23 protein-coding genes, 1 pseudogene and 1 riboswitch are annotated in these 26,989 nt (G+C 71.6%); of the genes and pseudogenes, 11 read left to right on the top strand and 13 right to left on the bottom strand.

What is annotated here, in order from left to right:
* Nucleotides 1-39: 39 nt before the first annotated feature.
* The 3 genes from AB0D85_RS01975 to AB0D85_RS01965 form a co-directional block, all read right to left on the bottom strand.
* Nucleotides 40-1,596 (bottom strand): ABC transporter substrate-binding protein, encoded by a 1,557-nt coding sequence (locus AB0D85_RS01975; protein WP_362312421.1) that lies wholly within the window; start codon nt 1,594-1,596, stop codon nt 40-42.
* A 188-nt stretch (nt 1,597-1,784) separates the two neighbouring features.
* Entirely contained in the window at nt 1,785-3,053 is a 1,269-nt protein-coding gene (locus tag AB0D85_RS01970; protein WP_362312419.1) for a metallophosphoesterase, read from the bottom strand.
* Nucleotides 3,054-3,070: 17 nt separating this feature from the next.
* Nucleotides 3,071-3,310, bottom strand: a complete 240-nt coding sequence (locus AB0D85_RS01965; RefSeq protein ID WP_362312417.1) for a hypothetical protein — start codon at nt 3,308-3,310, stop codon at nt 3,071-3,073.
* Between the two features lie 91 nt (nt 3,311-3,401).
* Here AB0D85_RS01965 and AB0D85_RS01960 point away from each other — a divergent pair, with 91 nt between their 5' ends.
* Entirely contained in the window at nt 3,402-4,676 is a 1,275-nt protein-coding gene (locus tag AB0D85_RS01960) for a D-alanyl-D-alanine carboxypeptidase (protein WP_362312415.1), read from the top strand.
* Here AB0D85_RS01960 and AB0D85_RS01955 read toward each other — a convergent pair.
* From AB0D85_RS01955 to AB0D85_RS01940, 4 genes are all read right to left on the bottom strand, one after another.
* Nucleotides 4,624-5,532 (bottom strand): YihY/virulence factor BrkB family protein, encoded by a 909-nt coding sequence (locus AB0D85_RS01955; RefSeq protein WP_362312414.1) that lies wholly within the window; start codon nt 5,530-5,532, stop codon nt 4,624-4,626. The genes AB0D85_RS01960 and AB0D85_RS01955 overlap by 53 nt on opposite strands.
* Nucleotides 5,520-5,945, bottom strand: a complete 426-nt coding sequence (locus AB0D85_RS01950) for a GtrA family protein (RefSeq protein ID WP_362312412.1) — start codon at nt 5,943-5,945, stop codon at nt 5,520-5,522. The genes AB0D85_RS01955 and AB0D85_RS01950 overlap by 13 nt, the downstream gene beginning before the upstream one ends.
* Nucleotides 5,942-6,832 carry a decaprenyl-phosphate phosphoribosyltransferase gene (locus AB0D85_RS01945; protein ID WP_362313433.1) on the bottom strand — a complete coding sequence of 297 codons (891 nt, stop codon included), beginning with the start codon at nt 6,830-6,832 and terminating at the stop codon, nt 5,942-5,944. Before AB0D85_RS01945 ends, AB0D85_RS01950 begins: the two co-directional genes overlap by 4 nt.
* Nucleotides 6,833-6,957: 125 nt before the next feature.
* Nucleotides 6,958-7,482, bottom strand: coding sequence for a phosphatase PAP2 family protein (locus AB0D85_RS01940; RefSeq protein WP_362312411.1), 525 nt, complete (start codon nt 7,480-7,482; stop codon nt 6,958-6,960).
* A 150-nt stretch (nt 7,483-7,632) separates the two neighbouring features.
* On the opposite strand from AB0D85_RS01940, the gene AB0D85_RS01935 reads away from it, so the two are divergent.
* Both AB0D85_RS01935 and AB0D85_RS01930 read left to right on the top strand, forming a co-directional pair.
* Nucleotides 7,633-8,988 (top strand): FAD-binding oxidoreductase, encoded by a 1,356-nt coding sequence (locus AB0D85_RS01935; RefSeq protein ID WP_362312409.1) that lies wholly within the window; start codon nt 7,633-7,635, stop codon nt 8,986-8,988.
* Between the two features lie 22 nt (nt 8,989-9,010).
* Nucleotides 9,011-9,766 carry a decaprenylphospho-beta-D-erythro-pentofuranosid-2-ulose 2-reductase gene (locus AB0D85_RS01930; protein ID WP_362312407.1) on the top strand — a complete coding sequence of 252 codons (756 nt, stop codon included), beginning with the start codon at nt 9,011-9,013 and terminating at the stop codon, nt 9,764-9,766.
* Between the two features lie 98 nt (nt 9,767-9,864).
* Here AB0D85_RS01930 and AB0D85_RS01925 read toward each other — a convergent pair whose 3' ends face one another.
* From AB0D85_RS01925 to AB0D85_RS01915, 3 genes are all read right to left on the bottom strand, one after another.
* Entirely contained in the window at nt 9,865-10,443 is a 579-nt protein-coding gene (locus tag AB0D85_RS01925) for a 2'-5' RNA ligase family protein (protein WP_362312405.1), read from the bottom strand.
* A gap of 186 nt (nt 10,444-10,629) precedes the next feature.
* A complete protein-coding gene (gene trpS / locus AB0D85_RS01920) occupies nt 10,630-11,643 on the bottom strand; it encodes a tryptophan--tRNA ligase (RefSeq protein ID WP_362312403.1) in 1,014 nt (337 codons plus the stop codon).
* Between the two features lie 128 nt (nt 11,644-11,771).
* The gene (locus AB0D85_RS01915) at nt 11,772-13,226 is read right to left on the bottom strand and encodes a glycine hydroxymethyltransferase (protein ID WP_362312402.1); all 1,455 of its coding nucleotides are present in this window, start codon (nt 13,224-13,226) and stop codon (nt 11,772-11,774) included.
* 32 nt (nt 13,227-13,258) lie between these two features.
* Nucleotides 13,259-13,348, bottom strand: a riboswitch (ZMP/ZTP riboswitch).
* 103 nt (nt 13,349-13,451) lie between these two features.
* Between AB0D85_RS01915 and rocD the strand changes: the two genes are divergently transcribed.
* A complete protein-coding gene (gene rocD / locus AB0D85_RS01910) occupies nt 13,452-14,657 on the top strand; it encodes an ornithine--oxo-acid transaminase (protein WP_362312400.1) in 1,206 nt (401 codons plus the stop codon).
* 80 nt (nt 14,658-14,737) lie between these two features.
* On the opposite strand, the gene AB0D85_RS01905 is transcribed toward rocD, so the two are convergent.
* Together AB0D85_RS01905 and AB0D85_RS01900 are read right to left on the bottom strand one after the other, a co-directional pair.
* Nucleotides 14,738-15,922 carry a glutathionylspermidine synthase family protein gene (locus AB0D85_RS01905; RefSeq protein WP_362312398.1) on the bottom strand — a complete coding sequence of 395 codons (1,185 nt, stop codon included), beginning with the start codon at nt 15,920-15,922 and terminating at the stop codon, nt 14,738-14,740.
* 8 nt (nt 15,923-15,930) lie between these two features.
* Nucleotides 15,931-16,275, bottom strand: coding sequence for a hypothetical protein (locus AB0D85_RS01900; RefSeq protein WP_362312397.1), 345 nt, complete (start codon nt 16,273-16,275; stop codon nt 15,931-15,933).
* A 270-nt stretch (nt 16,276-16,545) separates the two neighbouring features.
* Between AB0D85_RS01900 and AB0D85_RS01895 the strand changes: the two are divergent.
* Nucleotides 16,546-17,484, top strand: a pseudogene (locus tag AB0D85_RS01895) (hydrolase); the annotation flags it as partial.
* A gap of 119 nt (nt 17,485-17,603) precedes the next feature.
* Nucleotides 17,604-18,467, top strand: a complete 864-nt coding sequence (locus tag AB0D85_RS01890; protein ID WP_362313430.1) for a DMT family transporter — start codon at nt 17,604-17,606, stop codon at nt 18,465-18,467.
* Here the strand turns inward: AB0D85_RS01890 and AB0D85_RS01885 are convergent.
* Complete coding sequence (locus AB0D85_RS01885; RefSeq protein ID WP_362312396.1) at nt 18,448-19,173, bottom strand: DUF3050 domain-containing protein; 726 nt, start codon at nt 19,171-19,173, stop codon at nt 18,448-18,450. The two genes, AB0D85_RS01890 and AB0D85_RS01885, sit on opposite strands and share 20 nt — an antisense overlap.
* A 283-nt stretch (nt 19,174-19,456) precedes the next feature.
* On the opposite strand from AB0D85_RS01885, the gene AB0D85_RS01880 reads away from it, so the two are divergent.
* Genes AB0D85_RS01880 through AB0D85_RS01860 form a run of 5 tightly spaced genes read left to right on the top strand, consistent with a single transcriptional unit; the run spans nt 19,457 to nt 26,966 of the window.
* Complete coding sequence (locus AB0D85_RS01880) at nt 19,457-20,044, top strand: hypothetical protein (protein ID WP_362312394.1); 588 nt, start codon at nt 19,457-19,459, stop codon at nt 20,042-20,044.
* 30 nt (nt 20,045-20,074) lie between these two features.
* Nucleotides 20,075-22,564, top strand: coding sequence for an aminodeoxychorismate synthase component I (pabB, locus tag AB0D85_RS01875; RefSeq protein WP_362312392.1), 2,490 nt, complete (start codon nt 20,075-20,077; stop codon nt 22,562-22,564).
* The gene (locus AB0D85_RS01870) at nt 22,561-24,165 is read left to right on the top strand and encodes an AMP-binding protein (RefSeq protein WP_362312390.1); all 1,605 of its coding nucleotides are present in this window, start codon (nt 22,561-22,563) and stop codon (nt 24,163-24,165) included. Before pabB ends, AB0D85_RS01870 begins: the two co-directional genes overlap by 4 nt.
* 39 nt (nt 24,166-24,204) lie before the next feature.
* On the top strand, nt 24,205-25,755 hold the full coding sequence (locus AB0D85_RS01865) for an AMP-binding protein (RefSeq protein ID WP_362312388.1): 1,551 nt from the start codon (nt 24,205-24,207) through the stop codon (nt 25,753-25,755).
* Nucleotides 25,752-26,966 (top strand): FAD-dependent monooxygenase, encoded by a 1,215-nt coding sequence (locus AB0D85_RS01860; protein ID WP_362312386.1) that lies wholly within the window; start codon nt 25,752-25,754, stop codon nt 26,964-26,966. The genes AB0D85_RS01865 and AB0D85_RS01860 overlap by 4 nt, the downstream gene beginning before the upstream one ends.
* Nucleotides 26,967-26,989: the final 23 nt, after the last annotated feature.

Here is a 26,989-nt window from a genome sequence, read left to right as displayed (position 1 = left end):
CCACCTCGAACTCCCGTTCCAGCAGCGGATGTCCGCCCGTCAGATCCAGTCCAGGCTCCACAGCCGGAACACACCCGTGCTGTCGTTCAGGTACTGGCTGCCGCCCACGTCCTCGCTGCTGACGACGTAGTCCGTGCGCTGCCAGAGCGGGATCAGCGGGACGTCGTCGGCCACGTCCGTCTGGATGTCGCGGAAGTCCTGGTCGACGCGGCTGCGGTCGGCGTACTGCTGGCTGTGCTGGATGAGCCGGTCGACGGCATTGTTGCTGTAGCCGGTGCTCATCACGGAGTTGCTGCCGACCAGGGAGGCGCCGAAGGTGTCCGGGTCGGGATAGTCGGCGACCCAGCCGACCGCCCAGGCGTCCATCTTGCCCTTGGCCCAGGACTCCTGGAAGTCGGTCCACTCGTAGCCCTTGACGTCGACCTTGAACAGGCCGCCCGCTTCCAGCTGCTTCTTCAGCGCCGCGGCCTCCTCGGCTCCCGAGCCGTGGCCGATGCCGTAGCCGAAGGAGAACTCGACCGGAGTGCTGACACCGGCCTCCTCCAGCAGCGCCTTCGCCTTGGCGACGCTCTGCGTCGGGTACGCGTCGAAGAAGGACGTGGTGTGGCCGGTGAGGCCGGTCGGGATCAGCGAGTACAACGGCACCACGGTCCCGTCGTACACGGTGGCGGCCAGGTCCTCGCGGTTGACCAGCCAGGCCAGCGCCCGGCGGACGAGGACGTCGTGCAGGGGCGAGTTCTTACGGGTGTTGAGGTACAGGTTGCGGGTCTCGGAGCTGTCGGACTCCGTGACGCGCTGGTCGGGGTCGCTCGGCGACAGCTTGGACACCATGCCCGGCGGCAGCGTGCGGGTGGCGACGTCGATCCGCTTGGCCTTGTACGCGCTGCTGAGCTTGGCCGAGTCGGTGAAGTAGTCCAGCCGGACGGGACGGCCGGTACCGCTGAGGTCGCCCTTGTAGCGGCCGTTGGGCTCCAGGGTCGCCTGCTTGCCCTTCGTGTACGACGTCAGGGTGTACGGGCCGGTGCCGTCGACCGAGGTACCGGTGCGGAGGCTGTCCGCCGGGTACTTGTCCTTGTCGACGATCGAACCGGCGCCGGTGGCCACCTTGAACGGGAACGTCGCGTCCGCGGCCGACAGGTGGAAGGTGACGGTCCTGCCGGAGGCGGTGACCGAGCGGAGCGTCGAGAGCAGCGAGGCCGGGCCGACGGGGTCGTTGATCTTCTTGACCCGGTCGAAGGAGTACTTCACGTCCTCGGCGGTCATCGTCCGGCCGCTCGGGAAGGTGATCCCGTCGCGCAGCACACAGCGGTACGTCTGCAGGCCGGAGTCCGTGAAGGCACAGCTCTCGGCCGCGTCCGGGACCGGCTTGACGCCGTCCGGCTCGAAGGTGAGCAGCGACTGGAAGACGTTGTTGTACAGCGCCCAGGAACCGGCGTCGTAGGCGCCGGCCGGGTCGAGCGAGGTGACGGCGTCGGTCGTGCCGACGGTGATCGTCTTGTTCTTGTTCTCCTGCGACGGCAACAGCTGCCAGCCGCCGATTCCCACGATCGCCAGTACGAGAAGCGTCACGAGAATCCGCATGCGAACAGATCGCATGGTCGGTGCCCTCCCCAGGACCTCCACAAACGCCACTCCCCTAAGTGACGCGGCTCACCTAATCACAGGTGTTTAAGGTGGGGGAAGAGTGATCTGACTAGATGAGGAAGAACTTACCGAGGGCTTGTTTCCGCCGGATTTCACAGCCCGTCCACAGGCAGTGCGGGCGGCGAACGGCGCAGTTCCGGTCAGGCGCGCTTCGACGCGAGTTCGATGACCGTGATGTCCGACGGGGCGCCCACCCGGGTGGGCGGGCCCCAGGCGCCGGCACCCCGGGAGACGTACAGCTGCGTGTCGCCGTAGCGGTCCAGTCCGGCGACCGTCGGGTTGGCCGCGGCCGCGATGAAGTTCCCCGGCCAGAGCTGGCCGCCGTGGGTGTGGCCGGAGAGCTGGAGGTCGACGTGGTGGCGGACGGCCTCGTGGATCTGGACGGGCTGGTGTGCGAGGAGCACGCAGGCGCGGGCCGGGTCGCGGCCGGCCAGCGCACGGTCGAAGTCCGGGCCCTGGCCGGTGCTTTCGCCGGCGAGGTCGTTCACTCCGGCGAGGTCGAAGTACGCCATTTCGGTACGGGCGTTCTCCAGCGGGTGCAGGCCCAGGGTGCGGACCTCTTCGACCCACTGCCGGGCGCCGGAGAAGTACTCGTGGTTGCCGGTGACGAAGAAGGCGCCGTGGCGTGCCGACAGCTGGGCGAGGGGGGCGGCGGCGGGGCCGAGGTCCTTCACGCTGCCGTCCACGAGGTCGCCGACGACCGCGATCAGGTCGGGCTGGGTGGCGTTGATCGTGTCCACGACCCGCTGCGCGAAGCCGCGGCCGAGGATGGGGCCCAGGTGGATGTCGCTGACGACGGCGATGCGGTAGCCGTGGGCGGCGCGGGGGAGTTTGGCGAGGGGGACGGTGACGCGTTTCACGCTGGGGCCGCGGAGTACTCCGTAGGTGCCGAGGCCGACGGTGGCCGTTGCTGCGGTGGCGGCTGCGCCGGCGACCACGCAGGAGACGAAGAGGCGGCGGGTGGGGGCGGGGTTTTGCGTGCGGGTGAGTTCTTTTGGGGGCGCTTCGGTCTGTGGTGACAGTTGCGCGCCGTCGTGGCTGGTCGCGCCGTTCCCCGCGCCCCTTTCGGGGCGCTCCGGTTCGGGGCGTTCGAGAGCGAAGCGTTTCGAAAGACGACTGACCAGCGGGCGTATCGCCTCCCCCGCCGCCACCGCCAGCAGCAGGTACAGGGACAGGACCATCCACAGGAAGCCGGGCCAGGCCAGTGCGCGTTGGAGGGGGAACGGGGCGTGGCCCACCTCGGTGAAGAGCGCCGCGAACATCAGGACCGGGCCGATGACGAAGACGGCCGTCCCGATGCGGCGCGGCCACGCCCAGCCCGCCGTCGTGTCGCGCACCAGACGGCGCCAGAGGTACCAGTACAGGGCCGCCACCACGGCCAGGGCGAGGAGCCCGAGGACGACGATCACCCTGTGGTGCCTCTCCCCTATGACGTACGGCGCAGTGCGCGTACTCCGCGCAACCCGATGACCCCGATGACCGTCCCCAATACGAAGGAAACGACGGCCAGTGTCAGATGGACCCAGAAGTACGCCGTGGGATGGCCGTTGTCGAAGGCGAGTCCGCTGCCGTCCTTGACGAGATTCTTGACGAAAGTGATCCAGATGAACCAGCTCCACACCCCGAACGCGAGCAGGAACCAGGAGACCGGGCGGCTGAGCTTCATGGGTTCAGTATCGCCGTCCGCTGTCCGGTTCCGATTCCGGGGTGGGGTGGGTGGCGGGACTTCGCCCTCCGTGCCGGGTACGTTCTCGTCCGTGCCCGCACCGAAGCCCTACGCCAGCCGATCTCTGCTGGTCGCCTCCGCCGCCCTGCTGTCCCTGTCGCTCACCGCGCCGGCCGCGCTCGCCGCGCCGACACCGAGGACGAGTCCGTCGGCCACCCCGCCGGCGCACATGTCGACGGTCGGCGGGACCCGGCTGGGCCGGTCCGGTACCCAGGTGAACCTGACCGCCGGGGTGCCGGTGCTGCCGAAGGACGTCACCGCGCGTTCCTGGATCGTCTCCGACGCCGAGTCGGGCGAGGTGCTCGCCGCGCACAACGCGCACTGGCGGCTGCCCCCGGCCAGCACCCTGAAGATGCTGTTCGCGGACACCGTGCTGCCCCGGTTCCCGAAGTCGACCCCGCACAAGGTGGTGCCGACCGACCTCGCGGGCATGGGCGCCGGTTCCAGCATGGTCGGGATAAAGGAGGGCCAGACGTACACGGTGCGGGATCTGTGGCTCGGGGTCTTCCTGCGCTCCGGAAACGACGCCGTGCACGTGCTGTCCGCGATGAACGGCGGTGTCGAGCAGACCGTCAAGGACATGCAGGACCATGCCGACGAACTCCAGGCGCTGGACACGCACGTGGTCACCCCGGACGGGTACGACGAGGCGGGGCAGGTGTCGTCGGCGTACGACCTGTCGCTGTTCGCCCGTTCCGGGCTGCAGAAGAAGGACTTCCGGGAGTACTGCTCGACCGTGCGGGCCAAGTTCCCGGGTGACACGACGAAGAACGCCAAGGGCCAGTCGGCGCGGGGCACCTTCGAGATCCAGAACACCAACCGGCTGCTGAGCGGCGACACCGACGTGTCGGTCTATCCGGGCATCGCGGGGGTGAAGAACGGCAACACCACCAACGCCGGCGCCACCTTCACCGGGGTCGCCGAGCGGGGCGGCAAGGTGCTGCTGGTCACGGTGATGAACCCGGAGAAGAAGGAGCACAACGAGGTCTACAAGGAGACCGCCAAGCTGTTCGACTGGGGTTTCCAGGCGGCCGGCAAGGTGACCCCGGTGGGTGAGCTGGTGCCGCCCAAGGGGGCGGTGGGCTCCAGTGGCCGGCCGGTGGCGAGCGCCTCGGCGACAGCGGCCGGTGCCGGGAAGACCACCGGGTCGAAGCCGGTGGCCGCGGCCTCCGCCAACGGTTCCGGCGGGGTCGGGGTGGCGCTGGCCGTCACGGCCGGGGTACTGGTGCTGCTCGCGGGCGCCGCCTTCCTGGTCAACCGCCGTTGGCCACTGCCGGATCTGGTGCGCCGACGGACTCGCCCCTGAACGCCTCCCGGCCGCTCTCCTCCGCCGTCCAGGCGGCACAGAACAGGACGAGTCTCGCCGTGAAGTTGATCCACAGCAGCAGGGCCACCGGGACGCCGAACGCGCCGTACATGCTCTTCGTGGCGACGCCCTGGATGTAGCCGCTGAGCAGCAGCTTGAGGAGTTCGAAGCCGACCGCGCCGATCAGGGCCCCGACCAGCAGGCGGCGGCGCGGCGGTTCGACTCCGGGCAGCAGCGTGAGGACGTAGAGCAGGAGCAGGAAGTCGGCGGTCACGGCGACGGTGAACGCGGCGATCCGCAGCAGCAGGGTGCCCCAGCCGTGTTCGGCGAGGCCGAGCTGCCGGGACGTCCAGCCGACCGCCGCCGAGGCGATCGTGGACACGGCGATCGTAGCGAGCACCGCGCCGCCGAAGCCGATCAGGATGCCGGCGTCCACCGCCTTGGCGAGGATCGGGTTCTCGTCCTTGTCGGGCAGCTCCCACACCGCGCGCAGGCAGTCCCGCATCTGGCCGACCCAGTTGATGCCGGTGAACAGCAGGACGGCACCGGCGATGAGACCGACGGTGCCGGCGTTGTGGACCAGGGAGTTGATGTCCAGCTGGTTGGAGATGCCGGGCACCTGGTCGGCGATCTTGTCCTGGAGGCTGTGCTGCTGCGACTCGCTCAGCGTGGCCGCGGCGATCACGGCTCCCAGCGTCAGCAGCGGGAACAGCGCGATGAAGCTGATGAACGTCATCGCGGCGGCCAACCGGCTCCACTTCACCCGGTCGAGGCGTTCGTACGACCGCCACGCGTGCGTGGTCATCAGCCAGCGTACGAGCGGGCCGACGACGGGGAGTTTTCTCAGCCAGTCCATGATCCGACTCTGCCCCCTGCGCGGAAGACCAATGTCCGGGTACCCCAGAAACGCAGGACTGTGGCGAGCGCCATGCCGACGACCGCGCCGGAGACGGTGTCGGCGCGCTGCGAGGTGAGGCCGAGTCCGTAGTGGCTGACGGCGAGGCAGAGCATCTGGACGAGGGCGCCGGCGAGGTTCACGGCGACGAAGACGGCGTAGGGGCGCACTCCGGTTGCGCGCGCGTGGCGGTAGGTGCCGCGCGCGTTGCCGAGGTAGGCGACCGTGCAGCCCGCCACGAAGGACAGGGACTTGGCGGTGAGCGGGTCGAGGGCGGCCGGGCCGCGCAGGCTCGTGAAGAGGGCGAGGTCGACGGCGTAGGCGAGCAGGCCGGCGGCGGCGAAGCCGATCAGCTCGCGCCGGTCCGTGCTCACCAGTGGGCCACCGCGAGGCCGTACATCGCCAGCCAGGCCAGGCCGATCAGGGCGAGGGCGCGGTCGCGCAGGACGACGTCCTCGGGTTCGCCGGCGGTGCCCCGGTCGGCGAAGACGGCGTACCGCAGGATCGCCAGGATGAAGGCGACCATGGACAGCTGACGCCAGGGCAGCAGGCCGTCCCCGTGCCCGGTGCCGTGCCCGGTGCCGGGTCCCGTGCCGTGTCCCTCCAGCGCCCACAGGCAGTAGGCGAGGACGGCGACTCCGGCCGCGAGCTGCCAGACGAAGCGGAGGTAGCCGGTGGTGTACTCGGTGAGCAACGCGCGCGTGGCGCCCGCTTTTCCGGCCATCTGGACGGCCTCGGAGTAGCGCTTGGCCGACACCATGAAGAGCGCGCCGAAGCCGGTGGTGATCAGGAACCAGCGGGACAGCGGGATGCCGAGCGCGACCCCGCCGATCGCCGCCCGCATCAGGAAGCCGGTGGTGACGACGACGAGGTCGACGACCAGGACGTGCTTCAGGGCGACGCAGTACGCCAGTTGCATGCCCAGGTAGGCGATCAGCAGGGCCGGCACGAGCGGCGGGGTCAGCCAGGCCGCGAGCAGCGGTCCCAGGGCCGCCAGGACGCCTCCGGCGGCGTAGGCGACGGGGACCGGGACCTGGCCGGCGGCGACCGGACGGCGGCACTTGACGGGGTGGGCGCGGTCGGCCTCGGCGTCGCGGGCGTCGTTGATCAGGTAGACGGCGGCGGCACAGGCCGTGAACAGGGCGAAGGTCACGGTGAGACGGAACAGCGCGTGCAGGGAGAACAGCTGGCCGGCGGCGGCCGGGGCGGCGATGACCAGGGTGTTCTTGACCCACTGCTTGGGGCGGGTGGTCCGCAGCAGGCCCGTGAGGAGTCCGCCGGGGGTGACACGCGCGCATGCCGGTCCGTGCGGCCGGGCGAGGTGGCCGCGCTGCTCGTGCAGAGTCGTTTCAGCAACCGCTTCGCCGGCCGCGTGGGCAGTCTCGGTCACGCGGGCCTCCCCGCGTACGAGGTGCCCGGCGCTCCCCCGCTCACCCAGCGCGCCCCGGCACGCGCGGTGAGCGCCCCGAGGGCCGCGCCCGCCGCCACGTCCGTGGGCCAGTGCACGCCGACGACCAGCCGGGCGAGGCACATGGCGGCCGCGACGGGTGTGCACGCGGATACGCCGAGCGCCCCGAAGGCGACGGCGGCGGCCGCGGCGGAGGTGGCGTGCGAGCTGGGGAAGGAGTGCCGGCCCGCGGTGCGCACCAGGGGCGGGACTTGCGTGGGGCGCGGACGGCGCACGATCCGTTTGACGGCCATACTGCCGAGGTGCGCGCCCGCGACGAGCGCCGTGCCGCGCAGCCAGGCGCCGCGCCGCGCGCCGTCCGCGGCGGCTCCGGCGAGGCCCGCCGCGAGCCAGAGCGCGCCGTGTTCACCGGCGAGGGAGAGACCGCGCGCGGCCGACGCGACGCGTGGATCGGCACCCCAGGCGTGCGCCGCGTAGAGGATCCGGTGGTCCATGTCGTCCATTGGACTCACTGTTCACCTTCACCCCGCCGAAGCTACGACCATATTGAGCGACATTCCGATAATCACCCGTTTCGGGGAGTCAGGCGACCCCCGGCGACCGACAGCGCCAATTGCCCGCGAATTACCCATAACGGGCGTTACGGTCGCCGTATGTCTGGAGACACCGCTTCCGTCACCGGCTGGGGCCGCACCGCCCCCACCGCCGCCCGCCTGATCCGTCCCCGGACCTACCAGGAGGCGGCGAACGCGATCCGGACCTGCGGAGCGCGCGGCGGTATCGCGCGGGGGCTGGGGCGGGCGTACGGGGACGCGGCGCAGAACGCCGGCGGTGCCGTGCTGGACATGACGGGCCTCGACCGCATCCACGCCATCGACGCGGACGGCGGCACGGTCCTGTGCGACGCGGGCGTCTCGCTGCACCGCCTGATGGAGGTGCTGCTGCCGCTCGGCTGGTTCGTCCCGGTGACCCCGGGGACCCGGCAGGTGACGGTGGGCGGCGCGATCGGCGCCGACATCCACGGCAAGAACCACCATGTCTCGGGATCCTTCTCCCGTCACGTGCTGTCCTTCGAACTCCTCACCGCCGACGGCCAGGTCCGTACGGTGAGCCGCGACACCCCGCTGTTCGACGCGACGGCCGGCGGCATGGGTCTGACCGGAGTGATCCTCACGGCGACCGTCCGCCTCCTCCCCGTCGAGACGTCGTACATGTCCGTCGACACCGAACGCGCCGCCGACCTCGACGACCTGATGGCCCGCCTCACCGCCACCGACCACCGCTACCGCTACTCCGTCGCCTGGATCGACCTGCTGGCGCGCGGGGCGGCGACCGGGCGCGCGGTGCTCACCCGGGGCGACCACGCGCCCCTGGAGGCGCTCGGCGAGAGCACGCGCGCCGGGCGCGCACCCCTTGCCTTCCGTCCCCGTCAGCTTCCGGCCGCCCCCGCCTTCGTCCCCGAGGGCCTCCTCGGCCGCACCAGCGTCGGCCTCTTCAACGAACTCTGGTACCGCAGGGCGCCACGCGCGCGTACCGGCCAGCTCCAGCGCATCTCCACCTTCTTCCACCCCCTGGACGGCGTCCCGCACTGGAACCGCGTCTACGGCCGGGGCGGCTTCGTCCAGTACCAGTTCGCCGTCGGACACGGCCGGGAGGACGTCCTGCGCCGGATCGTGACCCGGATCTCCGAGCGCCGCTGCCCGTCCTTCCTGGCCGTCCTCAAACGCTTCGGCGACGCCGACCCCGGCTGGCTCTCCTTCCCCGTGCCCGGCTGGACCCTCGCCCTCGACATCCCGGCCGCCCTTCCCGGCCTCGCGCCCTTCCTGGACGAACTGGACGAGGAGGTCGCGGCCGCCGGCGGCCGTGTCTACCTCGCCAAGGACTCCCGGCTGCGCCCGGAACTCCTCGCCGCGATGTACCCACGACTCCCCGAATTCCGCGCCCTGCGCGCGCGGTTGGACCCCCGCGGGGTGTTCGTCTCCGACCTGTCCCGCCGTCTCGGTCTCTAGCCCCCCGTCTTCAGGAGCTGTCGTGAAGGACGCCTTCGGAATGCCCCAGTCCCTGCTCGTCCTCGGCGGTACGTCCGAGATCGCGCTGGCCACCGCGCGCCGGCTGATCGCCCGCCGCACCCGCACGGTCTGGCTGGCGGGCCGCCCCTCCCCCGCGCTCGACCGGGCGGCCGAGCACCTGCGCGCCCTCGGCCCCGACGTCCACACGATCCCCTTCGACGCGCTGGACCCCGCGTCCCACGAGACGACCCTCGACAAGATCTTCGCCAACGGCGACATCGACATGGTCCTGCTCGCCTTCGGCATCCTCGGCGACCAGGCGACGGACGAACGCGAGCCGGTGAACGCGGTCCGGGTCGCCCAGACCAACTACACCGGCGCGGTCTCGGCGGGCCTGGTCAGCGCGCGGGCCCTGCAGGCCCAGGGCCACGGCTCGCTGGTGGTCCTGTCCTCGGTCGCCGGGGAACGGGCCAGGCGCTCCAACTTCATCTACGGCTCCAGCAAGGCGGGCCTCGACGCCTTCGCCCAGGGCCTGGGCGACGCGCTGCACGGGACGGGCGTGCACGTGATGGTCGTACGGCCGGGGTTCGTACGGTCGAAGATGACACAGGGCCTGGAGGAGGCCCCCCTGGCCACGACACCGGAGGCGGTGGCGACGGCGATCGAGGCGGGGCTGCGCAGGCGCTCGGAGGTGGTGTGGGTACCGGGGGCACTGAGAGTGGTGATGTCAGCGCTCAGGCACGCGCCACGGTCGGTGTTCCGACGCTTGCCGATCTGATTCCGCCCGGCTGCAACGCGCCCCTCAGGGGCGCTGGGGGTCCCCCCGGCCGAAGGCTGGGGGAGGAACTGCGCGACCAGCCCCCACCGGCCGGCAGGCTACCGACTGGCGATGGTCCCCCGCTCCACATGCCCCACCTGAGGAGGCACGACAGAGCCGGCGAACCTGTACTCGTGCAGCTTGCGCCACACGCCGTCGAGCCCCTGCTCGTGCAGCGCGAACCCGGTGCAGGGCCACTCGGCCTCGAAGTCCGCCAGCTCGACGAACGCCCGGTCCATCGCCGCCTCGTCGATCCCATGGGCAACGGTCACATGCGGGTGGTACGGGAACTGCAGCTCCCGGTCGAGCGGCCCCGACGCATCCCGCACCCGCGACTGAAGCCACGCGCAGTCGTCCACGCCCTGGACGACCCGGACGTACACCACCGGCGACAGCGGCCGGAACGTACCCGTACCAGACAGCCGCATCGGGAACGGCCGCCCCACGGCGGCCACTTCACCGAGATGCGCCTGCACGGCCGGCAGCTCGATGTCGGCGATCTCCGTAGGGGGGAGCAGCGTGACGTGCGTGGGGATGCCGTAGGCCGCGGCGTCGCCGAAGCCCGCGCGCCGCTCCTGGAGCAGGCTGCCGTGAGGCTCCGGGACCGCGATCGACACGCCGATCGTTACGGTCCCCACGTCATCTCCCGTCGGTCGTGGTGGTCGGACGCGTGTCGGGTTCGTACCCGGCCGTCCGGCTATCGACTGTACGGCCACGGCCGCCTTCCGGGCAGCCGTGGCCGAAGTGATGTGCAGCGCTCCCGCGCGACCCCCTGAGCGCCCCGAGCGCCCCCTGCGCCTCGCCCGGTGCGTCAGGTGCTTCGCTCAGTGCTTGGCGGGCAGAAAGCCCACCCGGTCGTAGGCCTGGGCCAGCGTCTCCGCGGCGACGGCACGGGCCTTCTCCGCGCCCTTGGCCAGGATCGAGTCGAGCGTCTCGGAGTCGTCCAGGTACTGCTGGGTGCGCTCGCGGAACGGGGTCACGAACTCGACCATGACCTCGGCGAGGTCGGTCTTGAGCGCGCCGTACATCTTGCCCTCGTACTCCTGCTCCAGCTCGGCGACCGTCTTGCCGGTGAGGGTGGAGTAGATGGTGAGGAGGTTGCTGACACCCGGCTTGTGCTCGGCGTCGTAGCGGATCACGGTGTCCGTGTCGGTGACCGCGCTCTTGACCTTCTTCGCCGTCGCCTTCGGGTCGTCGAGCAGGTTGATGAGGCCCTTCGGCGTGGGCGCCGACTTGCTCATCTTGATCGACGGGTCCTGGAGGTCGTAGATCTTCGCCGTCTCCTTGAGGATGTACGGCTTCGGGATGGTGAAGGTCTCGCCGAAGCGGCCGTTGAAGCGCTCGGCGAGGTCACGGGTGAGCTCGACGTGCTGGCGCTGGTCCTCGCCGACGGGGACCTCGTGGGCCTGGTAGAGCAGGATGTCGGCGACCTGGAGGATCGGGTACGTGAACAGGCCGACGCTCGCGCGGTCCGCGCCCTGCTTGGCCGCCTTGTCCTTGAACTGGGTCATCCGGCTGGCCTCGCCGAAGCCGGTCAGGCAGTTCATGACCCAGGCGAGCTGGGCGTGCTCGGGGACGTGGCTCTGCACGAAGAGGGTGCAGCGGTCCGGGTCCAGGCCGGCGGCGAGCAGCTGCGCGGCGGCGAGCCGGGTGTTGGCGCGCAGGTCGGCGGGGTCCTGCGGGATCGTGATCGCGTGCAGGTCGACGACCATGTAAAAGGCGTCGTGGGAATCCTGGAGGGCTACCCACTGGCGGACGGCGCCGAGGTAGTTGCCCAGGTGGAACGAGCCGGCGGTGGGCTGGATGCCGGAGAGCACGCGGGGTCGATCAGAGGCCATGCTCACCATTGTCTCAGAGAGCTCGGGTGGTTTCGGTGCGTGGGAAACCGCGGGCCGGTGGGGGCCGGTCGCGCCCTGCGGCGGAGCCGCAAATGAATGCGGCCCCGCGCCCCTAAAAGCAGGCCGGCTCAGCCCAGGTCGATCTCCGGGTACAGGGGGAAGCCGGCGACCAGGTCCGTCGCGCGCTGGGCGATCTCCGTGGACACCTTCTCGTCCAGGACGTGCGACGCCTTGCTCGGCGCTCCCGACTTCGTCGTGCCCGGCTCCGTCGCGGTCAGGACGCGGTCGATCAGGCCCGCGACCTCGTCCATCTCCGCCGTGCCCAGGCCGCGCGTGGTCAGCGCCGGGGTGCCGATGCGGATGCCGGAGGTGTACCAGGCGCCGTTCGGGTCGGCCGGGATCGCGTTGCGGTTGGTGACGATGCCGGAGTCGAGGAGGGCGGTCTCGGCCTGGCGGCCGGTGAGACCGTAGGAGGACTCGACGTCGATCAGGTTGAGGTGGTTGTCCGTGCCGCCCGTCACCAGCGTGGCGCCCCGGCGCATCAGGCCCTCGGCCAGCGCGCGCGAGTTGTCGACGATGCGCTGGGCGTAGTCCTGGAAGGCGGGCTGCCGGGCCTCGGCCAGGGCGACGGCCTTGGCCGCCATGACGTGCGGGAGCGGGCCGCCGAGGACCATCGGGCAGCCGCGGTCGACCTGGTCCTTGAGGGAGTCGTCGCACAGGACCATGCCGCCGCGCGGGCCGCGCAGCGACTTGTGGGTGGTCGTGGTCACGATCTGGGCGTGCGGGACCGGGTCGAAGTCGCCGGTCAGGACCTTGCCGGCGACCAGACCGGCGAAGTGCGCCATGTCGACCATGAGGGTCGCGCCGACCTCGTCGGCGATCTCGCGCATGATCCGGAAGTTCACCAGCCGGGGGTACGCGGAGTAGCCGGCGACGACGATCAGCGGCTTGAACTCGCGGGCCTGGGCGCGCAGCGCGTCGTAGTCGATGAGCCCGGTGGCCGGGTCGGTGCCGTACGACCGTTGGTCGAACATCTTGCCGGAGATGTTCGGGCGGAAGCCGTGGGTGAGGTGGCCGCCGGCGTCCAGGGACATGCCGAGCATCCGCTGGTTGCCGAAGGCCTGGCGCAGCTCGGCCCAGTCGGCCTCGGAGAGGTCGTTGACCTGGCGGGCGCCGGTCTTCGCCAGGAAGGGGACCTCGACGCGGTCGGCGAGGACGGCCCAGAAGGCGACCAGGTTGGCGTCGATGCCGGAGTGCGGCTGGACATAGGCGTGCCGGGCGCCGAACAGCTCGCGGGCGTGCTCGGCGGCGAGGCCCTCGACGGTGTCGACGTTGCGGCAGCCGGCGTAGAAGCGGCGGCCGATGGTGCCCTCGGCGTACTTGTCGCTGAACCAGTTGCCCATCGCGAGCAGGGTCGCCGGGGAGGCGTAGTTCTCGGAGGCGATCAGCTTGAGCATCTCGCGCTGGTCGGCGACCTCCTGGCCGATGGCGTCGGCGACGCGCGGCTCGACCGCGCGGATCACGTCGAGGGCGGCGCGGTACGCGGTGGACTCGGTGGACAGGGGTGCGGACTGGTCGGACATTCGGGACCTCCGGACATGGCGTTCGGCATTCACGGTTCGGCCCAGGCGCACGGCACTCGATCACACACGAGCCGCTCCCTGATGGTCGGTCCCATCCCAGCGCGCCAGTCACGGCCCGCCGATCACATTACCGGGCACGCCGGGCCCGGGGGCCGTGGCGTCCACCAGTCGGGCACGGACAGACGGTATTAAAGGGATCATCTCGCCGCGTTCTCTGGAGTCGCCGTGACCACTACGGAAGCCCTCATCGCCGCCGCCGACGCGCACAGCGCGCACAACTACCACCCGCTGCCGGTGGTGATCGCGACGGCGGACGGGGCCTGGATGACGGACGTCGAGGGGCGCCGGTACCTGGATTTCCTGGCGGGCTACTCGGCGCTGAACTTCGGGCACGGCCACCCTCGCCTGGTCGCGGCGGCGAAGGCCCAGCTGGAGCGGGTGACGCTGACGTCCCGGGCCTTCCACCACGACCGGTTCGCCGCGTTCTGCACGGAGCTGGCGGAGCTGTGCGGGATGGAGATGGTACTGCCGATGAACACGGGGGTCGAGGCGGTGGAGACCGCCGTGAAGACCGCGCGGAAGTGGGGGTACCGGGTCAAGCACGTGCCCGCGGAGATGGCGAAGGTGGTGGTCGCGAGCGGGAACTTCCACGGGCGTACGACGACCGTGATCAGTTTCTCGACCGATCCGGAGGCGCGGGCGGACTTCGGGCCGTACACGCCCGGCTTCGAGATCGTGCCGTACGGGGACCTGACCGCGATGCGGGCGGCGGTGACCGAGAACACGGTCGCCGTGCTGCTGGAACCGATCCAGGGCGAGTCGGGGGTGATCGTGCCGCCGGCCGGTTATCTGCCGGCGGTGCGGGAGCTGACCCGGGAGCGCAACGTGCTGTTCGTCGCCGACGAGATCCAGTCGGGGCTCGGGCGGACCGGACGGACGTTCGCCTGCGAGCACGAGGGGGTCGTACCGGATGTGTACGTCCTCGGGAAGGCGCTGGGGGGTGGGGTGCTGCCGGTGTCGGCGGTGGTGGCCAGTGCGGAGGTGCTCGGCGTGTTCCGGCCCGGCGAGCACGGGTCCACCTTCGGCGGGAATCCGCTGGCCTGCGCGGTGGGCCTGGAGGTGATCGCGATGCTGCGCACCGGGGAGTTCCAGGAGCGGGCGGCCGTGCTGGGCGAGGTGCTGCATCGGCGGCTGGCGGAGCTCGCGGGCAGCGGGCGGGTGACGGCCGTGCGGGGGCGGGGGCTGTGGGCGGGGGTGGACGTGGATCCGGCGGTGGGGTCGGGACGGGCGGTCTCGGAGCGGCTGCTGGAGCGGGGGGTGCTGGTGAAGGACACGCATGGGGCGACGGTGCGGGTGGCTCCGCCGTTGACCATCGAGGAGGAGGATCTGGAGTGGGGGATCGAGCAGTTGTGGGAGGTTTTGAGCGCCTGATGGGGTGCCGCTGAGGGTTTGATCGCGAGTACCGGTCCGTCGTGGCTTGTCGCGCAGTTCCCCGCGCCCCTTGAGGGGCGCTAAAGGATCACGTGGGGCAGGAAGCGGGCGTAGTCGTCCGTCACCAGACCCTGCGACTCCCTTATGCCCAGGCCCGCGGCCTCCTCCCCGACGACCCACGCACCCAGCACCACATGGTTGCCGTCGAAGTCGGGCAGCGGGGCCAACTGCTGGTAGCAGCAGGGCTCTTCGCGTACGACGGGAGGGCGGCCGGGCTCGTGCACGACCACGCCCGCGCCCTCCCGGCCCAGCAGGGGCTTGCTGACGTAACCCGTCGTGGCGGCCAGTTCCCTGGGCCCGTCCACGTACGCCGGGAGCAGGTTCGGGTGTCCTGGGAACAGCTCCCAGAGGATCGCCAGCAGTGCCTTGTTGCTCAGGAGCATCTTCCAGGCCGGCTCGATCCACATCGTCGTGCCGGTGCCGCCGCCGTTGTCCAGGGTGGCGAGGGCGTGGTCCGCGAAGGCGTCGGTCGTGAGCCATTCCCACGGATAGAGCTTGAAGCAGGCGCGGATGAACCGGAGCCGGTTGTCGACGAAGCGGCCGGAGAGGGTGTCCCAGCCGATCTCCTCCATGGAGATCCAGTCGGTGTCCAGGCCCGCCTGTTCGGCCGTCTCCTTCAGGTACGCGACCGTCATCAGGTCCTCACCGAGTTCGTCGGCGGAGGAGTGGGCGAAGTAGAGGGGGGCGTCCGGCGGGAGGAGGCGGGACTGCTTCCGCCAGGCGGCCACCAGGCGTTCGTGGAGGCTGTTCCACTGGTCGGCGCCCGGGAAGCGGTCCGCCATCCAGAACCACTGGGCCGAGGCCGCCTCCACCAGGGAGGTGGGGGTGTCGGCGTTGTACTCCAGGAGTTTCGCCGGGCCCGTGCCGTCGTAGCGGAGGTCGAAACGGCCGTAGAGGGAGGGGAGTTCGGAGCGGCGCCGCCAGGCCTCGGTCACGGCGGCCACCACGCGCGGGTCCGTGATGCCGAGGTCGGTGAAACGGTCCTTCGCCACGATGTGGCCGGCCGCCGCCAGGCACATCGTGTGCAGTTCCTCGACGGCCTCCTCCAGCGCCTCCACCTCCTCCAGGGTGAAGACGTAGTACGCGCTCTCGTCCCAGTACGGGCGCAGGACGCCGTCGGGGTGGCGGGTGAGGGGGTAGATCAGGCCCTGATCCTCGACGGTCCGCTGCCAGCCGGGGCGGGGGTCGGTCGTACGGCGGCACATGGAACCGGTCAGCCGCCGGAGCTGCCGTGACCGCTGCCGAAGCCGCCGCGGTGGACGCTGTGGCCGTCGCTCGACGAACCGCCCGAGCCCCCGCCGGACTCGCTGAACGAACCGCCCTTGACCCAGCCGCTGCGCTTCTTGCCGCCGTAGTAGTAGTCCGCGTTCACGGTGCTCTTGGTGGCGGTGCAGTTCTTGTCGGTGACGACCCGGTAGCCCTTGCCCGCGGTGTAGCTGCCGCGGTCGACGCAGCGCCTGTCGGGGTCGGAGGAGCAGGCGGTCAGGGCGGCGGCCAGGAGGCCCATACCGCCGAGGACGACCGTGCCCGAGCGCAGTTGCCGGCGCGCGTCCGCCATGTTCGTGCTCCCCCCGTGTGATCTTCGGAGACAGCTTAGACGAATGGTTTCGGCCAGCCCTGAATTGTCATGTACAGGTAAGAAAATCATGTGAAGCCACCGGAGATCCTGTCGGTGCTCCGCGCCCCGCGGGTACCGTCCAGCCTGCCCGTATGTGAACGATCAACTTCGACTCTACGCGCGCAGAACGACCGCCGCAGCACCACCATCAGCACCCGTACCCGCACCGCCATCCCTCTCTCCATCCCCCCACCGACGGAGGAATGACAGATGCCCGGCTTCGCCGCCTCGCGCCGCAAACTCACCACGGCCGCCGCCGTGTTCGGCCTGCTCGCCACCGGTGCCGCCGTCCAGGCCACCACCGCCGCGACCCCCGCCCACGCGGCCACCACCTACAACGTCCTGTTCGACGACGGCCACGCCGAGGAGGCCGGCAACGCGGACTGGATCATCTCCACCAGCAAGCCCGACCCGCTCGGCGAGGACTCCTCCCCGTCGAGTGAGACGGACTGGACCGGGGCGCTGTCGTCCTGGGGCGTCGCGCTCCAGCAGACCGGCGACTACAGCCTGAAGACCGCCACCAGCGCGCTGACGTACGGCGGTTCGTCGTCGACCGACCTGTCGAAGTTCGACGCGCTGGTGCTGCCCGAGCCCAACACCAAGTTCACGACCGCCGAGAAGACGGCGATCATGAAGTTCGTGAAGGCCGGCGGCGGGCTGTTCATGATCTCCGACCACAGCGGGGCCGACCGCAACAACGACGGCTACGACGCGGTCGAGATCCTCAACGACCTGATGACCAACAACAGCGTGGACAGCAACGACCCGTTCGGGTTCTCCATCGACTCGCTGGACATCAGCTCCGGCTACCCGAAGGCCATCAGCGACAGCAGCAACGCGGTGCTGCACGGCGGCTTCGGCACGGTCACCAAGAGCCTGATCGCCGACGGCACGACGGCCACCCTCACGCCCGCCGACAACGCGAACGTGAAGGGGCTGGTGTACCGCAGCGGTTACTCCGGGAACACCGGCGCCTTCTTCCTGACGTCGACGTACGGCAGCGGCCGGATCGCGTTCTGGGGCGACAGCTCGCCCATCGACGACGGCACCGGCCAGTCCGGCAACAAGCTGTACGACGGCTGGAACGACAGCGGCGCCACCAACGCCGCCCTCGCCCTCAACGCCACCGCCTGGCTGGCCGGCGCCAGCTGACGTACGGGGCGAAAGGGAGGAACGGGTCCGGGGGTCGATCACCCCGGGCCCGCTTCTTACTTTTCCGCCGACCGGCCTTTGCTCCCCTCCCCTAGAGTCCCTTTGTGCTCTTTGGAATGGTGTGCGCCCTCGCGGCCGCGATCTGCTTCGGTACGGCGACGGTCCTGCAGGCGGTGGCCGCGCGGGCGGCCGGTGACGGCGCGGGCGGGGAGGCCGCGCTGCTGCTGCGGGCCGTGCGGCAGTGGCGGTACATCGTCGGGCTGGGGCTGGACGGTCTCGGGTTCGTGTTCCAGATCCTCGCGTTGCGGTCGATTCCCATCTACGCCGTGAGCGCGGCCCTGGCGTCGTCCCTCGCGGTGACGGCGGTGGTCGCGGCGCGGCTGCTGCGGGTACGGCTGAGCGGCACCGAGTGGGCCGCGGTGGGGGTGGTGTGCGCGGGGCTCGCGATGCTGGGGCTGGCGTCGGGGCCGGAGGGGAACCGGGCGGGGACCGACGCGCTGACGTACGTGATGCTCGCGATCGCGGTGGGGGTGCTGCTGCTCGGGCTGGTCGGCGGGCGGCTGTCCGGGCGGTGGCGGGCGCTGGTCCTCGGGCTCGGCGCCGGGTTCGGGTTCGGGGTGGTGGAGGTGTCGGTCCGGCTGATCGACACCCTGCGGCCGGCCGGGCTGCTGGCCAACCCCGCGACGTACGCCCTGCTGATCGGTGGCGGCGGCGCCTTCATGCTGCTGACCTCGGCCCTGCAGCGCGGCTCGGTGACCACGGCGACGGCCGGCATGGTGATCGGCGAGACGATCGGCCCGGCGGCGGTGGGGGTGGTGTGGCTCGGGGACCGCACCCGGGAGGGCCTGGCCTGGCTCGGGGTGCTCGGGTTCACGGTGGCCGTGGCGGGGGCGCTGGCCCTGGCCCGGTTCGGGGAGGCGCCGGACACGGAGGGCGCCGACCCCGAGGCGGCGGAACCGGTCAGCCCATCGCGTCCGTGATCCCGTCCCAGAGGCGGGACCTGGCCTCCAGGGCGACGAGGACGGTCTCGACGGCCTCGTGCCAGCGCTGTTCGTCGGTGCCGCACAGGTCGGCGACCATCTGGAGGGCCATGGGGGTGTGCTCCTCGCCGTCGACCTCGATATGGCGGGCGAGGTAGTCACGGAAGAGCGGGAAGCGGTCGGTGCCCTCCTCCTTGACGACCTGGTCGAACATGTCCGGGATCAGGTCCTCGCGGGAGAAGGCGAACGCGGCGGCCCGGCAGTGCAGCGGGCGGTCGGCGATGATCTCGAAGGTCGTGCGCACGAACTCGGCGGCGGGGGCCGGGACCTGGGCCACGCGCAGGGCGGCCTGAACATCGTGGCCCTCGGCGACCAGCGCGACGAAGGTGTCGACGGGGGCGGTGTCGGCCGACGCCTCGGTCATGGCCGCGCGGTAGAGCTCGAAGTGGCTGGTGAAGCCGCCGTTCAGCGCGTCGCTCTCCTCGACCAGCACGATGTCGTTGATCAGCCGGCGCGCGACCGCGGAGCCGCGGGGCACCCAGGGCACGTCGACACAGGTCAGCTCCCGCTGGAGCGACTTGAGCAGGGACATGAAGTCCCAGACGGCGAAGACGTGGTGGGTCATGAACGTCGCCAGGCGATCCCGGTCGGATATCCGCCGGTAAAGCGGGTGGGCGGTCACTTCTTTTCGCGCGGATTCGATCACCGAACGCGCCTGATCAATTGCCTCGCGGCCATCTTCGGACAGATTCCAGACGTACCTCGACACGACGGCTCTCCTTTGTTCCGGGACGGCGATCGTGCAACTTTCACGAGCACCGGGCAAGCACTTTCCGGAATTCCACGAGAGTTACCCGAAGTAGTCGACGACAGAAGACGCCAAGCCCATAGAAAGCGCTATAAAAAGTTACGTTCCGGACACGTTGCGGGCGTCAAAAAATCTCGTTGAACCTTTGAACGCCATGTGTGTCCATTCCGTAAAGGACACCGTGACCAGTAATCCCGTCACCGTCACCGTGGCCTATCACGTGTTGCCGGGTCGCGAGGCCGACTTCCACTCCTGGGGGTGGGCCATGCTGGGCGCGAGCGCCCGTCAGCCGGGGTTCCTCGGCGGTGGCGTCCTTGTCGACCAGGAGGCGGAATGGCATGTCGTGTATCGCTTCGCCACCGAGGACTCGGCGCTGGCCTGGGAGAACTCCCTGGATCGCGGAGAGTGGGAGACCCGGACGAACGGCATCGCCCGGCCCACCGGCCGCCGTAGCGTGCGCGGCTCGAAGGTGTGGTTCGACTCGCTGGCCGGGCCGACTCCGCCGCCTCCGCCGCCCACCCCTCCGGCGAAATGGAAACTGTGGTTCATCAACATGAGCGCGGTTTTCCCACCGGTTCTGCTCTTCAATATCATCGTGATTCCCCATCTCGGTGGCCTGAATCCGCTCATTCGCACCCTGGTGCTCTGCCTCTGTGTGACCGCGCTTGTCACCTGGATTCTCATGCCGCGACTCCAGCGTTTCTTCAAGAAATGGCTGTACCCGCCGCTGCAGGCACTGCGCGGGCGGCACAAACGACGGGCCGCATAGGCCCGGGAACGACCCAAGGGAGGTGGGCGGGTGAAGACCCTGCTCATCGACAATTACGACTCGTACACCTACAACCTGTTCCAGCTGATCGCCGAGGTCAACGGCGAGGAACCGGTGGTGATCCGCAATGACGAGGGGGGCGGCACACCCGCCGGTCTCCCCTTACTCGCGGAGTTCGACAACGTGGTGGTGTCCCCGGGGCCCGGCCATCCGGGAAACAGCCGTGACTTCGGCATCAGCGCCCGGGTGATCGCCGAGTCCACGATCCCCGTGCTCGGCGTCTGCCTCGGCCACCAGGGCATCGCGCTCGGCGAGAAGGCCCGGGTGGCGCCCGCCCCGCAGCCGAGGCACGGGCATCTGACCAGAGTCCGGCACGACGGGCGGGACCTGTTCGAGGGGCTGACCCAGGACTTCACGGCCGTGCGCTACCACTCCCTCGCCGTGCACGAGCCGCTGCCCGCCACCCTGGAGGCCACCGCCTGGGCCGAGGACGGCGTCCTGATGGGCCTGCGCCACCGTCAGCGTCCGCTGTGGGGCGTGCAGTTCCACCCCGAGTCGGTGCTGACCGAGTACGGCCACCGGATGTTGGTCAACTTCCGCAACCTCACGGCCCGGCGGGCCCGCAGAGCCCGCACCAAGAACACCGCGGTCCCGCCGACGGTGGCGGTGATCCCGCGCCCCAGGTCCGCAACCGCACCACGCGGCTCCGCAGCCACCGCATCGGCCGCACCCAGCACGTCCGGGGCCGCGCCCGGCATGTCCGGGGCCGCGCCCGGCACGCCTGGGCCCGTGCCCACCGCCCCTGCCGCATCCGGCGCCCCCGGGTTCGTCCCGACCGCACCCGCCGCGGCCAGCACACCCGGGTCCGCCTCCACCGCACCCGCCGTAGCCGGCACGCTCGGGGCCGAACCCGCCACACCCGCCGCATCCGGCACCCCCGGGTCCACCCCCGCCGCCCCCCTTACCGCCCCCGCGGCAGCCATCCCGCGCCCCCGGCAAGGAGATGCCCCCCGGTCGGCGGATCACCCCCGGCAGGGGGACCGGCCCCGCCCCGTCTACCGGCTGCACACCCGTCAGATCTCCGGTGCCGTCGACACGGAGGCGGCCTTCTCCCGTCTCTTCGCCGCCTCGCCCCGGTCGTTCTGGCTGGACAGTTCGCTCGTCGAGCGGGGGCGGTCGCGCTTCTCCTTCCTGGGTGACGACAGCGGTCCGCTCGCCGAGTTCGTGCGGTACGACGTCACGGCCGGGCGCTGTGTGATCGAGCGGGCCGGACGGCCGCCGCGCAAGGTGTCCGCGAGCGTCTTCGACTATCTGAAGCGGCAGTTGACCAGCCGCCGGGTGGACGCCGACGGGCTGCCCTTCGACTTCACCGGCGGCTATGTCGGCTACTTCGGCTACGAGCTCAAGGCCGACTGCGGCTCCCCGAACCGGCACCGCGCCGACACCCCGGACGCCTGCTGGCTGTTCGCGGACCGGCTGATCGCCGTGGACCACGAGGAGGACGTCACCTACGCGGTCTGCCTGGCGGAGGACACCCCGCGGGCCGCCCGGGAGGCCGGGGAGTGGCTGGAGGCCACCCTGGCCCAGCTCACCTTCCTCGCCCCGGACGCTCCCCGGCCCGCCCCGCCCGCCGCCGAGGCGCCGGACCTGGAGGCCGCCGAACCCTGGCTGGTGCGGGACCGGGCAACCTACCTCGCGGACATCGAGGCCTGCCAACGGGAGCTGCGGGCCGGCACCAGCTACGAGGTCTGTCTGACCGACGCGGCCCGGCTGCCCGCCCCGGCCGACCCCTACGCCTTCTACCGGGAGCTGCGCCGCGTCAACCCGGCGCCGTACGGGGCCATGCTGCGCTTCGGCGACCTGGACGTGGCCGGTTCCTCACCGGAGCGGTTCCTGCGGATCACCCGGGACGGGGTGGCCGAGGCCAAGCCCATCAAGGGCACCGCACCGCGCGGGGCGACCCCCTTCGAGGACGACCGGCTGCGGGACGCGCTCGCGGCGGACGCCAAGACGCGCGCCGAGAACCTGATGATCGTCGACCTGCTCCGCAACGACCTGGGCCGGGTCTGCCGTACCGGAACCGTCCGCGTCCCGCGGCTGATGGCCACCGAGTCGTACGCGACCGTGCACCAGCTGGTGTCCACGGTGACCGGACGGCTGCGCGCGGACACGGACGCGGTGGACTGCGTGCGCGCCTGCTTCCCGGGCGGGTCGATGACCGGCGCCCCGAAGCTGCGCACGATGGAGATCATCGACAGCCTGGAGACCGAGGCCCGGGGCGTGTACTCGGGGGCGCTCGGCTACCTCGGGTGCAGCGGCGGCGCGGACCTCAACATCGTGATCCGCACGGCCGTGATCACCGGCGACCGGATGCAGCTGGGCGCGGGCGGGGCGATCGTCCTGGACTCCGACCCGGCCGCCGAGTACGACGAGATGCTGCTGAAGACGGCCGCGCAGATGCGGGCGCTGCGGGAGCACACGGAGGCCACGGCGGACGCCGTGGAGGAGGCCGCCCGATGACGCTGCCGCTGTCCCGCACGGACGCCCGCGCGAACGCCGACGCCCGCACGAACGCCGACGCCCGGCCGGACGCCCAGTCGGACCCGCGCGCGACCCCCCGGACGAACCCCCGGACGGGCACCCGTACGGACACCGTCAACCTCGCCGGCCACCTGGCCGACCTCGCCGAGCGGCAGGGCTGGGCCGGCCGCCCCGCCTTCCACCAGGGGCACCGCGCCTGGACCCACGGCGAGGTGCACGAGCTCGGGGCCCGGGCCGCCGGTGTCCTCGCCGCACACGGGGTCGGGCCCGGCGACCGGGTGGTGCTGGCGCTGCCGGACGGGATCGCCTGGGTGGTGGCCTTTCTCGCGGTCGCCCGGCTCGGGGCCGTCGCCGTGCTGGTCAACCCCGAACTGCCCGCCGCCGACCACGCGTTCATGGCCGCCGACACCGAGGCCGTGCTCTGCCTGACCGGACCGGGCGCGGAGGATCGTTTCACCGGCCGCCCCCGTCTCGGCGCCGACCAGCTGCTCGCGCTGGCCCCCGCCGCCGACCCGGCGCCCGTCCACCCGGTCGACGCGGACGGCCCGCTGTATGTGCAGTACACCTCGGGGACGACGGGCCGGCCCAAGGGTGTCGTGCACACCCACGCCCACCCGGCCGCCTACCACGACCTCATCGGACGGCGGCTGCTCGGCATCGCCCCGGACGACGTGACCCTGTCGGTGTCCAAGCTGTACTTCGCCTACGGCTTCGGGAACGCCTTCGTCTTCCCGCTCTTCTCGGGGTCCAGCGCCGTCCTGGTGGACCGGCGCCCGGCCCCGGCCGCGGTGGACGAGCTGGTCGCCCGGCACCGGGTGACCCTGCTGTACTCGGTGCCGTCCGCGTACGCGGCGCTGGTCGCCGACCGGGGCACCGGGCAGCACCAGACCTGCTTCGCCTCCGTACGGGCCGCCGTGTCGGCCGGCGAGGGGCTGCCGGCCGGGCTGGGCGACCGGGTCACGGAGCTGCTGGGCGCGCCGGTCCTGGAGCAGATCGGCTCCACCGAAGCCGGGCACGCCTTCTGCGCCAACAGCCTGGACCACGACCACCCGGGCACCGTGGGCCGTCCGGTGCCCGGGTTCGAGGTGGAGCTGCGCGACCGCGACGGACGGCCGGTGCCGGACGGCCACGAGGGCGAGCTGTGGGTGCGCGGGCCGACGGTGACGCCCGGCTATCTCGGCCGGCCCGAGGAGACCGCGCGCACCCTGGTCGGCGGCTGGCTGAACACCCATGACCGGGCGGTCCGCGAACCCGACGGCGCCTACCGCCACCTGGGCCGCTCCGACGACATGGAGATGGTCGGCGGGATCACCGTCTCCCCGCTGGAGGTGGAGGCCGTGCTGCGCACCCACCCGGCGGTGCGGGAGGTGGCGGTGGCCGTGGTCACCGGCCGGCTCCGCGCCTTCGTCGTGCCCGCCGTCACCCCGGCGCCGGAGGGGCTCCAGGAGGAGCTGCTGCGGCTGGCCCGGGAGCGGCTGGCCGCCTTCAAGGTCCCGCGCAGCGTCAGCGTCCTCCCCTCCCTGCCCCGCACCCCGACCGGGAAGCTCCGCCGCCATCTGGTCCGCCAGGGCGCCTGGTGACCGTGCCGGAACGAACGACCTGTCTGAAAGGAACGTCCCATGCAGGAGTCCCTCATCGGTGAGCGCGGGTTCTACCTGGGCCCGCTGTTCCGGCGGGCGGCCGACCGGCACGGCGGGGTGTTCGTCACCCTGGACCGGCCCCTGGACACCCACCCCGACCTCGGCGTCCACCTCAGCTACGGCGAACTGGCCGACGCGGTCGACGAGTTGTCGGCGCGGCTGTGGGCGGCCGGGGTACGGCCCGCCGAGCAGGTCGTCGTACACAAGACGGACAACGTCGACATCGTCCTGCTGACCTGCGCGATCTCCCGGATCGGCGCGGTACCCGTGCTGTTCTCCCCCGCACTGGCCGGCGAGGTGGTCGGCAAGATGCTGCCCAGGCTCCGGCAGCCGTGGCTGGTCACGGACGCGGCGAAACTCAAGGGCCTGGACGTGGCCGGGCTGGTCCGGCAGACCCTCACCGTCGACACCGTGCCCGGCATGGTGTCCCTGGCCGAGCACGCCGGTGCCGAGGTCCCGGCGCCGATCCGGCTGCACCCCCGCGAACCCGCCCTCATCACCCACAGCTCCGGCACCACCGGCGTCCCCAAACTCGCCGTGCACTGCCCCCAGACCATGTGGAACCGGCTGGTCCCGCAGCAGGCGATGGGCTGGCCCACCCGTGGCGAGGTCGCCGCGCTGCACATGTCGTTCGTGCACTCGCGCTTCTACCATCTGCTCGGCGTCCTGCTGCACTTCGGCAGCCCGCTGCTCCTGATCACCGACCCGGACCCGGCGAAGGTCGGCCCGATGCTGGCCCGGCACCGCCCCGGCATCGTCGAGACCCACCCCAACACCTTCGTGCTGTGGGAGGAACTGGCGGACGCGCCCGGTGCCCCGCTGTCGCGGGTCAAGTCGTACGGCTCGACGTTCGACGCGATCCACCCGCGCACGGTACGACGGCTGCTGGGCGCCTCGAAGCGCCGTACCCCCTGGCTGATCCAGCTGTACGGGCAGAGCGAGACGGGGCCGGTCGCCTTCCAGTGGTTCACCCGGCGGAGCGTGGCCCGTGCGGACGGGCGGCGGGTCGGGATCGGGATACCGGGCTTCACCCGCGTCCGGGTCACCGGCCCCGACGGGCAGCCGGTCGCGCCCGGGACACCCGGCCGGATCGAGGCCCGCACCCGCGGCCGCATCCTCACCTACCTCGGCGCCCGCGAGCAGTACGAGCGCCAGCTGGACGGCGAGTGGTGGCAGATGGGCGACATGGGCTACCGGAGCCGGCTGGGCGCGCTGCACCTGATCGACCGGGAGATCGACCAGATCGACTCCGTGCACAGCAATCTGGAGGTCGAGGACGTCCTCATGGACCGGCTGGAGGAGCTGCGTGAGGTCGTCATCGTGCCGGGCGCGGACCGGGAGCCGGTCCCGGTGGTGTGCGTCCGGGGCGAACGGCCGCTGGACCCGGAGCGCTGGCGGGAGGCGACCGCCGACCTGCCCGCGATGGCCGAGCCCCGGCAGTGGAAGTTCGAGGAGCTGCCGATGACGGCGACCTGGAAGGTGAAGCGGGTGGAGATCACCCGGATGCTGGCGGAGGGTGTGCGCGCGTGACACGGGTCGGCGCCCCGGTCGTCGTGGTCGGCGCCGGTCCGGTGGGCCTGTCGGCGGCCCTCGCGCTGCGCGCGCACGAGCTGCCGGTGGTGGTCCTGGAGGCGGACCCCGAGGACCGTGTACGGCCGGGCAGCCGCGCCCTGTTCGTGCACCGCGAGACCCTCGCGCTGCTCGACGCCATGCGGCCGGGGCTGGCCGAGGAGATCACCTCGTACGGGCGGACCTGGCACACCCGGCGCACCCTGTACCGGGGGCGGGAGGTGTACTCCCGCACCTTCCCGCCTCCTTCCGGCCGGCCGCCCTTCACCAGCCTGCGCCAGGTGGACACCGAGCGCTTCCTGCGGGCCGCGTGCGAGAAGGCGGGCGTGGAGTTCGTGTGGGACGCGCGGGTGACGCACGTCCGCACGACCGCCGAGGACGTCTCGCTGCTGTGCACGGACGGCCGGCAGTGGACGTCCGGGTACGTGATCGCGGCGGACGGCGCCCGCTCCGCCGTACGGGCCGGGCTCGGCATCCCCATGGAGGGCACGCACGGCGAGGGCTTCCACGTGGTCGTGGACGTGGCCGACCGGCCCGGCGAGGAGCTGCCGCTGGAGCGGGTCTTCCACTACGAGCACCCGGGGGTCGGCGGCCGCAGTGTGATGCGGGTGCCGTTCACCGGGGGTTTCCAGGTGGACCTGCAGTGCCATGCCGGGGACCGGGCGGAGGAGTACGGCACGGAGGAGGCCGTACGCCGCTGGCTGCCCGGGGTGGTGGGCGAGGGGCACGGAGACTACGCGGACCGGATCCTGTGGGTGTCGACGTACCGCTTCCTGCGCAAGGTCGCGGCCTCCTTCACCGACCCGCACCAGCGGGTGCTGCTGGTCGGGGAGGCCGCGCACCTCTTCCCGCCGTTCGGGGCGCGGGGCATGAACAGCGGGATCGCCGACGCGGCGGCGGCGGCGGACGCGGTCGCGGCGGCCGCCGCGGAGGCGGTGGCGACCGGGGCGGTGGCCGACTTCGCCGAGGTACGGCGGGCCGCGGGCCTGTTCAACAGCGAGGCGGCCGGGGTCGCCCTGGACCATCTGCGGCCCCGGCGCCGGATCGTACGGCTGCGGCAGCGCGCCGCCGCCGCGCTGGCGCCGGTCCTGCCGTCCTGCGGATCCTGGCTGGAGCACGCGCCGTACGGGCCGCGGCACGGGGCGCCCGCGCTGGCGGGCCGGAAGTACTGAGCCAGAAGTACTGAGCCGGAAGT

The sequence above is a fragment of the Streptomyces sp. NPDC048277 genome (assembly GCF_040652235.1).
Taxonomy (GTDB): domain Bacteria; phylum Actinomycetota; class Actinomycetes; order Streptomycetales; family Streptomycetaceae; genus Streptomyces.
The sequence above is the reverse complement of the archived record's forward strand: the minus strand, read 5'-3'. Positions and strand labels throughout refer to the sequence as shown.